This window comes from Microbulbifer sp. SH-1 (genome assembly GCF_011326135.1).
In the GTDB taxonomy this organism is placed as follows: Bacteria; Pseudomonadota; Gammaproteobacteria; order Pseudomonadales; family Cellvibrionaceae; genus Microbulbifer; species Microbulbifer harenosus.
In genome coordinates this window covers 2,064,598-2,078,660 of record NZ_CP046948.1, presented here as the reverse complement: position 1 = coordinate 2,078,660, position 14,063 = coordinate 2,064,598, and the positions used below count along the sequence as shown (strand labels likewise).

At 59.6% G+C, this 14,063-nt stretch carries 9 protein-coding genes; 7 read left to right on the top strand and 2 right to left on the bottom strand.

The genetic code is table 11. The annotated features are described in order from the left end of the window. Positions 1–17: 17 nt before the first annotated feature. Positions 18–905: a hypothetical protein gene (locus GNX18_RS08895; RefSeq protein ID WP_166217189.1), complete on the bottom strand. Its 888-nt coding sequence runs from the start codon at positions 903–905 to the stop codon at positions 18–20. Positions 906–1,199: 294 nt separating this feature from the next. On the opposite strand from GNX18_RS08895, the gene GNX18_RS08890 reads away from it, so the two are divergent. From GNX18_RS08890 to GNX18_RS08865, 6 genes are all read left to right on the top strand, one after another. After that, a complete protein-coding gene (locus GNX18_RS08890) occupies positions 1,200–2,630 on the top strand; it encodes an MBL fold metallo-hydrolase RNA specificity domain-containing protein (protein ID WP_166217186.1) in 1,431 nt (476 codons plus the stop codon). A gap of 73 nt (positions 2,631–2,703) precedes the next feature. Continuing rightward, positions 2,704–3,663 (top strand): glycosyltransferase family 4 protein, encoded by a 960-nt coding sequence (locus GNX18_RS08885; RefSeq protein WP_166217145.1) that lies wholly within the window; start codon positions 2,704–2,706, stop codon positions 3,661–3,663. Next, a complete protein-coding gene (locus tag GNX18_RS08880) occupies positions 3,654–5,738 on the top strand; it encodes a capsular polysaccharide biosynthesis protein (RefSeq protein ID WP_205828101.1) in 2,085 nt (694 codons plus the stop codon). Before GNX18_RS08885 ends, GNX18_RS08880 begins: the two co-directional genes overlap by 10 nt. Positions 5,739–6,021: 283 nt before the next feature. Then, positions 6,022–7,053, top strand: coding sequence for a phytanoyl-CoA dioxygenase family protein (locus tag GNX18_RS08875; protein WP_166217139.1), 1,032 nt, complete (start codon positions 6,022–6,024; stop codon positions 7,051–7,053). Between the two features lie 240 nt (positions 7,054–7,293). Then, entirely contained in the window at positions 7,294–8,544 is a 1,251-nt protein-coding gene (locus GNX18_RS08870; protein WP_166217136.1) for a capsule biosynthesis protein, read from the top strand. Positions 8,545–9,193: 649 nt separating this feature from the next. Further along, positions 9,194–10,957, top strand: a complete 1,764-nt coding sequence (locus tag GNX18_RS08865) for a DEAD/DEAH box helicase (protein ID WP_138233937.1) — start codon at positions 9,194–9,196, stop codon at positions 10,955–10,957. 125 nt (positions 10,958–11,082) lie between these two features. On the opposite strand, the gene GNX18_RS08860 is transcribed toward GNX18_RS08865, so the two are convergent. Then, the gene (locus GNX18_RS08860; RefSeq protein WP_166217133.1) at positions 11,083–11,631 is read right to left on the bottom strand and encodes a cytochrome b; all 549 of its coding nucleotides are present in this window, start codon (positions 11,629–11,631) and stop codon (positions 11,083–11,085) included. 200 nt (positions 11,632–11,831) lie between these two features. On the opposite strand from GNX18_RS08860, the gene GNX18_RS08855 reads away from it, so the two are divergent. Continuing rightward, positions 11,832–14,051, top strand: coding sequence for a TonB-dependent siderophore receptor (locus tag GNX18_RS08855; RefSeq protein WP_166217130.1), 2,220 nt, complete (start codon positions 11,832–11,834; stop codon positions 14,049–14,051). Positions 14,052–14,063: the final 12 nt, after the last annotated feature.

Genomic DNA, 14,063 nt, shown 5'->3' with positions numbered 1-14,063 from the left:
GAAAAAAGAATAAATGATCAGGGGATCAAAGCCGGTGGGGGGCTGCCGGGCTTGAGGATCACGACATGATCCTCGCCCTTATCTTCGTCACCGTCACGCCATTCAGGGTAAACCCAGGGTTCCGGTTCGCGGTGCCGGGTGGCCCGGGCGTCAGGCCATTTGCGCTTTGCTTCCGCCAATCGTTCTTTGGCCGTGGATCCCAGCTCCAGGTGTACGGAGTCGAGCACCTTTCGGGTCAACGCATTCATATGTTCCAGGCAGATATCCACCGGCGCGTAGCCGAGATAGCCGTATCCCATATTCAGGTAATAGTGATCGTCCAAGGGGGTACGGAGGCAGCCCCCCCGGTAGGTGTGCATAAATTCCGGCGGCGGCTCGGGATCGTGGGAATAGTCGCGCTGATATTCATAGTAAAGCCACGGTGCGCCGGGCTCTCTGGTGTCCATATCCCAGTTGATCGGCGCGCGGGATCTTCCCGTGTAGGGTTGTGCCGGCCCGGTAAACCAGAGGCTGCGCATGGCCATCTGCTCAAAGTGCCGAGGATTGAACGCGCTCATGCCCTCCGGCAGGGTATCGTAACGCAGGATGTTGATGCCAAACCGGATATTGCCGAGCGGCCGTTCGCGCCAGAGCGGGCCGTATAGCTCCCACCGGCGTTTGAGCAGGGTGAGATGGGATACCCCTTCGCGCTGCCATTCGGGTAGCGAACTGTCATCGACATACTGCCCGGCATCGTAAATATTCACCCGCTCCGGTGGCTCCTTGCCGGCAAACCCCTCGTAGTTGGAATGCGGCGGCATCAGCATGGTGAGCTTGCTACCGGATAGATCGATCTCAATCTTTTCGGGACGGTTAATACCGGGAATATAGGGGTGCTTGCGGGAGGCGAAGAGTCGTTTCAGCATGGGCTTCCGGGGCCGTCCATGGGCCCAGTTCATTCCGATGAGTGTGTCTGGAATGCTACCGGGGCGGTTGTCATGTTTCAATGAAATCCGGCACGATGTTGCACGTTTCTTGCAGGATCATCAGGCACTTGCGTACAAATTACGTGGCCTGAGATCGCTAGGAAGGCTGCGGGTGAGTCTGGTACGCTGCTGTGCCTAATTGCGCTCTTAATGGATCAAAAGGAATTGATCATGATTGAAACGGGAACTCCTCCTCTTATCCCGGCTGCCGACTATGTCCAGCCAGCTGGGGCTATGGAAATTTCACCGGGCCATGTCGCCCATCACGGTGCGGTCTCAGGCGTCACCGGCTCCTGCCATGAACTGTTTGCGGACCAACACAACTCCATCCTGATCGACTGCGGCCTGTTTCAGGGCGCGGAGACGTCCCCCGGTGGGCGCGGTGGCAGCAGTCTGGAAATTGAATTCGATATCCGCTCGGTGCGCGCGCTGGTGGTGACCCATGTGCACATCGATCATGTGGGGCGAATTCCCTATCTGATTGCCGCTGGTTTCCGCGGCCCCATTTACTGTTCCGAGCCCTCTGCCGAGCTGTTGCCGCTGGTGCTGGAAGATGCGGTGAAAATTGGTATCAGCCGGGATGCGGCGCTGATTGAAAAGTTCATCGGTTATATCAAAAAGCAGTTGCGGCCGCTGCCCTATAACGGCTGGCAGCCGGTGATCGCGGAGGAGGGCTGCAGGCTCGATATCCGCCTGCAGCGCGCGGGCCATATTCTCGGGTCTGCTTATGTTGAGTGTGAGGTGCGATGTCCACAGGTTTCCGGGGAAGTCGGCAAGCGCCGCATTATTTTCTCTGGCGATCTGGGCGCGTCGAATACACCACTGCTGTATGCACCCAAAGCACCTTGGGGTTGTGACGAGCTGATAATCGAGAGCACCTACGGTGACCGCCTGCATCAGAACCGCGAGCAGCGAGTGCGCATTCTGCAGGGGGCGATTGAGCGCGCGCTGGCGGATGGTGGCAGTGTGCTGATCCCGGCGTTCAGTATCGGCCGCACCCAGGAACTCCTGTACGAGCTGGAAGGCATAATCCACAGCCAGGCCAGCCGCAAACATGTGCCCAATCCATGGCGGGACCTGCCGGTGATTGTGGACTCGCCGCTGGCGAGCCGCTTTACAGACGTCTACCGCCGCCTGCGGACCTATTGGGACGCGGAAGCCAGGCGTCTGCTAAGCCGCGGTCGCCACCCGCTGAGTTTTGAGCAGCTGATTACGGTGGACGATCACGGAGCGCATGACAAGTTGGTGGCGGAACTCGCCAACAGCCGGCGCCCGGCCATTGTGATTGCCGCCAGCGGCATGTGCAGTGGTGGCCGGATCGTGAATTATCTGAAGGCGATGCTCGAAGACAAGCGCCACAATATTCTGTTTGTGGGCTATCAGGCACAGGGCACACCGGGGCGGGATATTCAGACCTATGGGCCGGACAATGGCTATGTGGATCTCGACGGCCAGCGCTACCACATCGCCGCGGGAGTGGAGACCATCAGCGGCTACTCCGCTCACGGAGATCAGGATGATCTACTGGGCTTTATCCGCAAGATGAAGAAGCGCCCGCAGCTTGTGCGGGTGGTGCATGGAGATGACCGGGCCAAGGCCGCACTGAAGGCAAAGATCGAGCGGGAGGGGCTGGCGGGGAGCGTGGTGATCCCGGATTTGGCATAATGGCGCCCGCCAATCCCCGACCAGAAGATATTCCTAATTGATTGCCACTGAAAACGCATTGACCGCTTCGGCCATGTCCTCATCAGGAGGAGACTGGATTGTGGTGGAGGAAAACGCGAACCCGTCCTCTGACTACTTTGTGCTGCCTTTTCTGCGCGCGCAGGGGCTGGAGGTTGAGCGGTTTGGCTTCTCAAACCCACCACCGCGGGAGCGCTTGCGCGGTGCTCACGTGCTGTTCGTGCGCTATATCCCGACCGCCTGGCGGCGTTTGATCAGCGCTTGCCGCGATGAGCTGGCCGGGGTGTATTTCTTTATGGACGACGATCTGCTGCACTGGTCGTCTTTTGCGCGTATGCCCCTGCGCTATCAGTGGAAGTTGCTGCGCCTGAGCCGGCGGCACCGGCACTGGCTGCGCGCGGTGAATGCGCAGCTGCTGGTGTCCACTCCGTATCTTCAGCAGCGCTATAACGATTGGCAGCCGCAACTATTGGCGCCGCAGGTACCGGTGGCACTGCTGCCTCTGCTGAAGCGAGAGGATGCCGGGCGATCGACGGAGGAGGTGATCACGCTGTTCTATCACGGCTCGGCTTCACACGGTGCGGATCTTAAATGGCTGCGGCCGGTGGTCGAGCGGGTGCTCGCGGGGGATGCGCGCCTGGTGTTTGAGGTGATCGGCAATGCTTCCGTCAATCGCTTGTTCCGGGGATTGCAGCGGGTGCATGTGTTGCACCCGATGAAGTGGGGCGCCTATCAGGCACTGTTGCGCCGGCCCGGGCGTTGTATCGGATTGGCGCCGCTGCTGGATTCGCCGTTCAACCGAGCCCGCGCTCACACCAAATTTCTGGATATCACTCTCGCCGGCGCGGTGGGGGTTTATGCGGCGGGGCCGGTGTACGGAAATGTGGTTCGCCATGAACAAAATGGTTTGTTGCTGCCGATGGCGGAAGATGCCTGGGTCGAGGGAATCCTGCGGCTCGCGGCCGATACACAATGGCGTCAGGCATTGTTGAGCGAGGCGCGGTTGTGTCTGTAATTGGATTTTGTTCCCGCGGCTTGCGCCGCATTGCCTTTCTCGATGCGCTCACCGAGGCGCGCTGCGAGTTTTTTGCGCTGCGCCCGCGCAAGGGCACCACGCATATCGCCGGTTGGGGACACAAGCCCACCGCGGCGCGGGCGCGCAGGCTGGCGGCGCAAACCGGGCTGCCCTATGTGAGCCTGGAGGATGGATTCCTGCGCTCGTTTGGTCTCGGCGTGAACGGCGCACCGCTGCACAGCCTGGTGGTGGACCACGCCGGAGTCTACTACGACGCCAGCGCGCCGAGCGATCTCGAAACGCTGATCGCGCAGGCGGACTTTGATGATGCAACGCTCAATCGCGCGCGCCGCTGTATGGATCTGTTGCGCCAGCACCGCCTGTCGAAATACAACGCTGCTCCGGACAGAAGCATAACCTGGGAGGATGCGCGCCCGCGGGTGCTGGTGGTGGATCAGACCTTTGGTGATGCATCGGTCTCCCTTGGCGGTGCCGATGCCACGGATTTTACGCGCATGCTGGACGCGGCGATTGCGGAGAACCCGGACGCGGAGGTGGTCGTCAAGGTGCATCCGGATGTGATCGCCGGAAAAAAGCGCGGCTACCTGCTGGCTGCCGCAAAAAACAGGCGCTGCCGCTTGTGGTCCGAGGATATCAATCCCTGGGCGCTGCTGGATGCCGTAGAGAAGGTCTACGTGGTGACCAGCCAGATGGGGTTCGACGCGCTGCTGGCAGGCAAGACCGTGCACTGTTTTGGCATGCCGTTTTATGCGGGATGGGGGCTGACGCAAGATGCTCAGACTTGTGCGCGCCGCGGACAACCCCGTTCGCTTGCGCAGCTGTTTGCGGCGGCTTATCTGCGCTATTGCCGCTATATCAATCCCTATACCGGTGAGCGCTGCTCGCTGGAAGACACCGTTGACCTGATTGCGGAGCAGAAGCGCCAGGCGCAGCGCCTGCGCGGCCCCTGGCTTGCGCTGGGTTTTTCTCCCTGGAAGCGCGGATTCGTGCCGGATTTTCTCGCGCGACCGGCGCGGTTGCGGTTCGCCGACAAAACACCGGCGGGCGTTTCCCGCGCGCAGCCGGGTGCGCGGGTGGCGGTGTGGGCCAGCAGCTTGCCGGCAAGTGTGGCATCAGCCTGTGACAGGCGCGATCTGGAGCTTTGGCGGATTGAGGACGGTTTTTTGCGCTCGGTAGGGCTGGGTTCGGACTTGGTACGCCCGCTGTCTCTGGTGCTGGATCGGCAGGGAATTTACTACGATGCATCGCGGCCCTCGGACCTTGAAACGATTTTGCGCAATACCGAGTTCAGCCCGGCGCTGCGCGCGCGCGCCGGACGCCTGCGGGAGCGGCTGGTGGCGGGGCAACTGAGCAAGTACAACGTAGGGACGGCGAACTCCGGTGCGCCGCCGGTACTATCTGCCGCGCACCTGAATATCCTGGTGCCTGGGCAAGTGGAGAGCGATGCGTCCATCGCCTTCGGATCGCCGTGGCTCAAGACCAATCGCCAGTTGCTGGCGGAGGTGCGCCGCGCCAACCCCGATGCCCACATCATCTACAAGCCGCATCCGGATGTGCTCGCCGGTGGGCGCGTGGGGGCGCTGGCTGAGGACGCCGGGGATTTGTTTGATCAGCTGGTCACCGATGTGCCGATGCCGGAATTGTTGGCGCAGGTGGATGAAGTGCACACTCTCAGCTCACTGAGCGGGTTTGAAGCGCTGCTGCGCGGTGTGCGGGTGGTGACCTACGGCCTGCCGTTTTACGCTGGCTGGGGGCTGACCGAAGACCGTTTGCTTGACCGCGGTGAGCCAGGGGAAAAAGGCGCGCCGGATGCGCTGCACGAACTGGCTGCCGTGCGCCGCTGTCTCAAGACCCGCGGCCGGTCGCTGGCGGTGGATGAGCTGGTGGCGGCAACACTGATCCTTTATCCCACCTATGTGGATCCACAAAGTGGCGATATCGTCGATGTTGAGACGGCGGTACAAATACTGCAGTTGCAGCGCGACAAACCCGCGGGTGGCGGGCTGCGTCGGCGCTTCTATCGCGCGGTGCGCAATCAATTTTTTCGGAAATAATGGTCCCTCTCCCGGATTCTCGTCATCCCGGACTCGATCCAGCTACGGCCCCCTTCATCCCGGGCTCGACCCAGGATCCAGCTGCGGACCCCGTCATCCCGGACTCGACCCGGGATCCGGCTACGGACCCCGTCATCCCGGACTCGATCCGGGATCCAGCTGCGGACCTCGTCATCCCGGACTCGATCCGGGATCCAGAGAACAGAGCTCCGCAGCAACGAATACCAAACCAAGTCCCGTCTAACGGAGCTTTAAAAAAACACAAATCACAGCCGACAAATACGTGAACACCCGATTTTTCAAGAAAATCTATCTGTTGCCCAAGTGGCTGCTGGAACTCTTCTCCTGGGGCAAGAGCTTCAGGAACAACCCCATCATCGGCAGCTACTGGCTGAACCGTTGCGGGCTTCATGTGGCGCGGGTGGTGATCGCCCACGGGCTGTTCCGCTTTCGATTGCTGCTGCTGTCGCCGCTGGTGCCGGTGGAAGACCGCCGGCAGTTCCGCGAGCAGGGTTTCGTGCTCAAGCACAATTTCCTTCCTCGGGCCGACTTTGAAAAACTGGCTCAGGAATTGCAGTCCTATCAGGGGGATGTGCGGGAATTCGTGGAGGGCACCACCCTGACCCAGCGCGTGTTCATTACTGCGGATGAGCGTGCCCGTATGCCGGCCATGAAAGCGCTGATCGAGAATCCGCACCTGGACAGGTTGACGCGTTACTGCTCGTCAAAAAACCGCCGACCTCTGTATTACGTGGAAAACCTGTGCAACCATGCCAACGTTGCACCGCGCCCCGATCCCCAGCGGGATATGCATGCGGATACTTTCCACCCCTGTGTTAAGGGATGGCTGTACCTCGACGATGTGGACGATGGCAACGGCCCATTCATTTATGTGCCCAAGTCTCACCGGTTGAGCTGGCGTCGCCTGAAGTGGGAGTACCGCCAGAGTCTGGAAGCGTGCAAACACGGCGATAAGCGTCAGCCGGGACGCTACTGGGACGGCTCCTTCCGGGTGAGCGACTGCGAGCTCGCAGCCATGGGATTTGTGCCGAAGATCTTCCGTGTGCCGGCAAACACCCTGGTGGTGGCCAATGTGCACGGCTTCCACTGCCGCGGCGAGGCGAAACAACAATCCCATCGCATGACGGTGTGGATGCAGGCGAGAGACAACCCATTCAATCCGCTGTTCACACTTTGGCCGGAATCCACGGCACGGTTATTTGAATGGGGTTGGGGAAAAGTGTTGCGCAGGTTGGACGGCGCGAGACTGGCGAGCGGAGAACAGCGAAATTTCGGTGGAAAATTTTCCCGATAGCGGGAAATGGCGAACTGTGTACAAGACATTTCCGCGCCATATAAGTATAGTTTTGCGTCAAATTTGTGTTGTCATCCGCTTTTCGGAGTTTTGACTGTTTTTTATCCGGCTTCTTGTTCGGTAAGTTAGTTAGTGGTCGCTTGCGGCTGTTGAAATTTCCTTGGTTGTGCGGCTTTTCCGCACAGTGGTTATGTCCCGTGGTCGGCAATAAAAATAATGCCGTGGGGCGTGTGGGGGTTCATGTCAGGGGTCTTGTTTTTACAGGGGCCGCTCGGGCCTTTTTTTGCCCGCTGCGCGCGCCATTTCTCTGCCCAGGGGGTGGAGACTCACAAAATCAACTTCAATGGTGGCGACCGCTACTACGGTTGGGCGGACCACTGTGTGGATTATACCGGTGGCCCCGCGGGCTGGCCGGAGTACCTCTATGGCTATCTGCGTCGGAACGATATCCGCGCGGTCGTGGTGTATGGGGATTGCCGCTATTACCACCGCGAGGCTCGCGCGGTGTGCAAGCAGCTGGGCATTCTGTTCTGGGTGTTTGAAGAGGGTTACCTGCGGCCGGATTTCGTCACTCTGGAGCAGGGTGGCGTCAACGCGTTTTCCGGCGTGGACTGGACGCGCAATGCGATCGAACAATACCGGCCTCACGGGCGCAAATCGCCGCTTAAAGTAGGCATGACCTTCTGGCAGCGGGCCTGGTTTGCTATCTGTTATTACGTGGCCGCGCGAATCCTCAGTTATCGCTTTCCCAATTACCGTCACCACCGTCCCAGAACCTGGTGGCAGGAAGCGGGGTGCTGGCTGCGGAGTTTTTATCGCAAAGGTTTGTATCGCATCAGCGAGTGCCGGTTTACCGAGGCGCTGGTGCGCAATCACGGTGGCGAGTACTTTCTTTATCCTCTGCAGACCGCGGACGATTTCCAGATTCGCGAGCACTCTGATGTGGATTCTCTGCAGGCATCGATTGGTGAAGTGATTGCCTCTTTTGCCGGCCACGCCGCGGAAACAGACGTCCTGGTGATCAAACACCACCCCATGGACCGGGGTTTCTGCCACTACGGCAAGCTGATCCGGCGCAAGGCCAGCGAACACGGTGTGGGGGAGCGGGTGGTGTACTGTCACGATCTGCATCTGCCGACGTTGCTGGATCACGCCAAGGGACTGGTGACCGTGAACAGCACCGTGGGCATTTCTGCGCTGTTGCACGGCGTTCCCACTATTACTCTGGGGCGGGCGCTTTACGACATCGCCGGCCTGACCCATCAGGGTGAGCTGGCGGATTTCTGGCAGCATCCACAGCCGGTGGATATCGAGCTGTTCCGCGCTTTCCGCACCTATCTGTACGAGCTCACCCAGCTGGATGGCAGTTTCTTCAGGCGCATGGATTTCACCGTGGAGCAGGTTTTTGCGCGCATGATGCCGGTGCTCGAGTCTCAGGCAGCGCCCGGGGAAGATACAGCGGCCGGCGAGAGCGAACCGCTGGCAGCCTGACCCCGCACTCACCGATCAGCGCACTCCCATGTAGGAGCCTGCCTGCAGGCGAACGGCCCGCACTCCACAACCATTCGCCTGCAAGGCAGGCTCCTACATAGAGCACCCCCGCTCCCTGTAGGAGCCTGCCTGCAGGCGAACGGCCCGCACTCCACAACCATTCGCCTGCAAGGCAGGCTCCTACACAGAATACCACCGCTCCCTGTAGGAGCCTGCCTGCAGGCGAACGGCCCCCACTCCACAACCAATTCGCCTGCAAGGCAGGCTCCTACATGGACCCACCGCCCTCTGTAGGAGCCTGCTTGCAGGCGAAACGATAACACTCCACACCCATTCGTCCGCAGGCAGGCTTCCGCAGCTCAAAAATTAAGCTGGCACTCTCGCGCCAAACTGGTAGACTGCGCAGCCTCTTGCCCCGGCCCATACAGCGGCGCTATCGGGAGCACGAGCCATCTTGGGTAACAGACCTCCTTGCCACAGGCTCCTGTCTCAGAGTTGAAAAAGCTTGAAATAGCCGGTGCTATTAATGGGCTTCTTCGCCTTGCCCAGCAATTCTCCGCTGTGAGCTATGGTTATCCCAGTGGGGCCTATCCGGTCCCTGTTGGAACTATCGCTCCGGCCCGGCCTTATTTATTCAAGTGAACTCAAAATGACCGATTACTCCGAAGCCACTGGTTTTGACCAGTTGGGCCTGCCGACCGAAATTCTCCAAGCTGTAACCAAACTCGGCTACGAAACCCCGAGCCCGATCCAGGCACAGACTATCCCGTCGCTGCTGCAAGGCCGCGATGTACTGGGCCAGGCCCAGACTGGTACCGGCAAGACCGCCGCGTTCGCGCTGCCGCTGCTGGCAGGGCTCGATCTCCGCGACAAGCGCCCACAAGCGCTGGTGCTGGCGCCAACCCGCGAACTGGCCATCCAGGTGGCCGAGGCCTGCCAGTCTTACGCGGCCAACCTCAAGGGTTTCCACGTTGCGCCTATTTATGGCGGCGCGGACTACCGCGGCCAGATCCAGCAACTGAAGCGTGGCGTGCAGCTGATTGTGGGTACCCCGGGCCGGGTAATGGACCACATGCGCAAGGGCACCCTGGACCTGTCCTCCCTGAAAATGCTGGTACTGGATGAAGCCGACGAAATGCTGCGCATGGGCTTTATCGACGATGTGAAGTGGGTACTGGAGCAGATTCCGGAAGAGCGCCAGATTGCGCTGTTCTCCGCCACTATGCCGCGAGAGGTCGCGTCGATTGCCCGTGAGCACCTGCGCAATCCGGTGGAAGTGAAGATCAAGGTCAAGACCGAAACCGCCGAGACTATCCGCCAGCGTTACTGGCCGGTAGGCGGCCTGCACAAGATGGACGCGCTGACCCGTATTCTCGAAGCCGAGCCGGTGGATGCCACCATCATCTTCGTGCGCACCAAAAACGCTACCGTGGAAGTGGCCGACAAGCTCGCCGCGCGCGGCTTTGCCAGCGCCGCCCTGAACGGGGACATGGCCCAGGGCATGCGCGAACAGGTAATTGAAAAACTGAAGGCGGGCAAGCTCGACATCGTGGTGGCCACCGATGTGGCTGCGCGTGGTCTGGATGTGAAGCGCATCAGCCACGTAATCAACTACGACATTCCCTACGATACGGAAGCTTATATCCACCGTATCGGCCGTACCGGCCGCGCCGGGCGCGAAGGCGATGCGATCCTGTTTGTGGCACCGCGCGAGCAGCGCATGCTGCGCACCATCGAGCGCGCCACCAAGAAGCCGATCGAGCGCCTGGACCTGCCCACCGCGGCCGCGGTAAATGCTTCGCGCATGGAAAAATTCCGCCAGAAGATCACCTACACCATGGCTGGCCGCCGCGACCTGGCGCCGTTCCGCGACCTGGTGGAAAAGTATCTGGAAGAAAACGATATCGATCCGTTGGATGTCGCCGCGGCACTGGCGGCCATGGCACAGGGCGACCAGCCGCTGCTGCTGGACGAGCGCGAGCCGAAGCGTCAGGAATTCAATGACCGACGGGATCGCGATGGCGATTTCGAAGACCGCAAACGCAACAAGTTTGATAAGCGGGGCGGGTTCGACAAAGACAGTAAGCGGATTCCTGCGCCCGACGAGGGTAAAGAGCGCTACCGCATTGAAGTGGGGCGCGAACACGGCGTGCGCCCGGGTAGTATTGTCGGCGCTATTGCCAACGAAGTGGATCTCGACAGTTCCTATATCGGGCGCATTGAGATTTATCCCGATTACACCACCGTCGACCTGCCGGAAGGCATGCCACAGGAAATTTTCCAGCACCTGAAAAAAGTGCGGGTAAATGGCCGGCCAATGAACATCGCCCGCTTTGATGAAGCGCGGGTGAAATCCGGTGGCAAGACCGCGCCTGCGTTCAAGAAGCGCAAGCCGAAACCCGCGCGGGATTGATGCCCCTGTAGGAGCCTGCCTTACAGGCGAACAATTCCGCGCTTTGGACTGTTCGCCTGCAAGCAGGCTCCTACAGCGTATCCCACCGTAGGAGCCTGCTTGCAGGCGAACAAATTTTCAAACGCTTATTTCACTTTCCCAAACGGCAACATCTGCCGCAGCGTATTGTCTTTGATGATCAGGTGGTGCCACAGCGCGCCCCCGATATGCAGCACCAGCAATACCAGCAGCGCATTCCACAAAAGCTCTTTGTGCATAAAACCCAGCTGTTTCGCCAGATCGATATTCTTGGTCACGAAGGGTGGCAGGTCGAACAGCCAGAACAGGGTGATTTCGCGCCCCGCGAATTGCCGCATCAGCAGCCCGGTTAAGGGCATTCCCAGCATGATCACATACATCAGACTCTGCACCAGCAGGGACAGCGGCCTCTGCAGTTTGCTGCCATACAGTGTCGGGCGACCATGGGTGGCGCGCCAGTAAAAGCGCAGCATCACCAGCAACAGTACCGAAAACCCGAGTGAAAAGTGCAACACCATCCACCAGTGGCGCATGGGGTCGTCTTTTGCGTAGAACTCATGCAGCTCCACCGAGCCCCAGGCAAACAGGATAAACAGTGCGATCAGCCAGTGCAGGCCCTTTTGAACCGGGTTCCAGCCATTGGTGTTTTTGCTCATGGAAAATTCCCTTCCGTTTTTTTGGTCCAAGCTTAACGACTTTTCACTTCTCCCGCTGCCGTTGCAGTGCAGAATTTCACGCCGATGTCACAACTGACAAGTTGCTTAAAAGAAGGATCTAAATGATAATGCTTCGCATTGTCCCGCAGGCCGGGCGATTACATAACTTCTATTAAGAGCTGACATTTTGGGGTGACTGCATGACCAAGCTGACGAGTACAACGGATAAACTCGCCACTCTCACGACGATGGACCCATTCCGGAAAAAACCACTCGCGGGCCATTTCCGTTTCTCGGGGCTTTCACTGGCGGCCGCCGTGGCCGGCGGCCTGATGAGCGCCGCTCACGCCGAGGAGCCCGTTAGCGCGGATACGCGCGCACCGGAAATCGTGGAGGTCACCGATCGCCTCGAGGAGCGCCAGCCCAGCTCCGTCAAGTTCGCCCGTCCGTTGCTGGACACGGCGCAGACCATCAATGTGATTTCCGAAGAGGTGATACAGCAGCGCGCTGCCACCACTCTGCGCGATGTGCTGCGCAACGTTTCTGGTATCAGCATGCAGGCCGGTGAAGGCGGTGCACCTCCCGGAGACCAGTTCTCCATCCGCGGCTACAGCGCGCGTACCGATATCTTTGTGGATAATGTGCGCGATTTTGGCGGCTACACCCGCGATCCTTTCAACCTGGAACAGGTGGAAGTGGTGAAAGGACCGTCTTCCGATTACTCCGGGCGCGGCTCCACCGGCGGCTCCGTGAATCTGGTAAGCAAGACGGCGAACCTGACCGACAGCAGCAACGGCAGCCTGTTTGCCGGTACCGACAGTTATGGCCGCGCGACGCTGGATGTGAATCGCACACTGGACGGGGTCGACAACGCCGCCGCGCGTATCAATATCATGACCCACGAGCAGGATGTTGCCGGCCGCGACGGCGTAAGCAATTCCCGCTGGGGTGTGGCGCCGTCTCTGGCGTTCGGCATAGATACCGATACCGAGGTCAACCTGAGCCTGTTCCACCTGTCTCAAGACAATACGCCGGATTACGGTATTCCCTGGGTGCCGGCCAGCAACGTGCCGCTGGCGGACTACGCGGATGAGGCACCGCCGGTGGATTTTGACAACTGGTACGGTCTCAAATCCCGCGACTACGAAAAAGTAGACACTACCATCGGTACCGCGCAGGTGACCCAGCGCCTGGGCGACAACGCGAGCCTGAATAACACGACTCGCTGGGGGGTAACTGGCCGCGACAATATGGTGACCGCGCCGCGTTTTGTCAGTAACGACAGCACCGATATTCGCCGCAGCGACGAAAAATACCGGGATCAGGAAAACACCATTTTCAGCAACATGACGGACTACTCGCTCACGATTAACCCGGGCAGTAGCTGGGAGCACCGTATTATTGCCGGTGCGGAAGTGAGCCTGGAGAGTGAAAAGCGTTACACGCGGGAACTGACCGGAGAGGACTCACCGGCGACGGATCTGTTCAACCCGAATCCCAATGATCCGTACCTGGAAAATTACGTGAGCACCGGCACCTATAGTCTTGGTGAGTCCACCACGCTGGCGGCCTATCTGTCGGACTCCATACAGATCAACGAGTACTGGCAGATCAATGGCGGCCTGCGGTATGACCATTTTGAACTGGAGTACACCCCGGACGGCGATCCGCTGGTGGAGCGCACCGATACCATGTTGAGCTATCGCGCCGGTGTGGTCTTCAAACCTGTGTCTGAAGGCAGTATCTACTTCGGTTACGGTACTTCCTTCAACCCTTCGGCTGAGGGCTTGAGCCTGACCGAAAGCAGCCGCAACCCGGGGTTGACGAAGCTGGAGCCGGAGGAAAACCGCAGCCTGGAGCTTGGTACCAAATGGGAGTTGGCGGATGGCCGGGTGCTTGCAAGTGCAGCTCTGTTCCGCACCGACAAGACCAATGCCCGCACCCAGGATCCGGATGATCCCAACGATGTGCTGGTACTGGATGGCGAGCAGAGGGTGCAGGGACTCGAGCTGGGTATTTCTGGAGCAATCACGGACAGCCTGAGTGTCAACACCGGGTACGTGTATCTGGATTCCGAAGTGCTTGAAAGTAAGAACGCAGACGAACTGGGTAACGAGCTGTCCAACTCTCCGCAGCATACCTTCAATCTCTGGGCCAACTATCAGGCCTCTGAGCGCTTGCAACTGGGGCTCGGTACGCAATTTGTCGATGATCGCTACAACAGCACAACCAATACTCGCGTGGCTCCCGATTACTGGATTTTTGAGGCCTCCGGCGTTTACGCTTTCAGCAACAACATCAGCGCGCAGTTGAACCTGCAGAACCTGACCAACGAAGAGTACATCGACTTTGTGGGCGGTGGTCACTTCATCCCGGGGCTCGGCCGCACCGCGCTGCTGTCGCTGAACTTCAATTACTGATCTGATTTACAG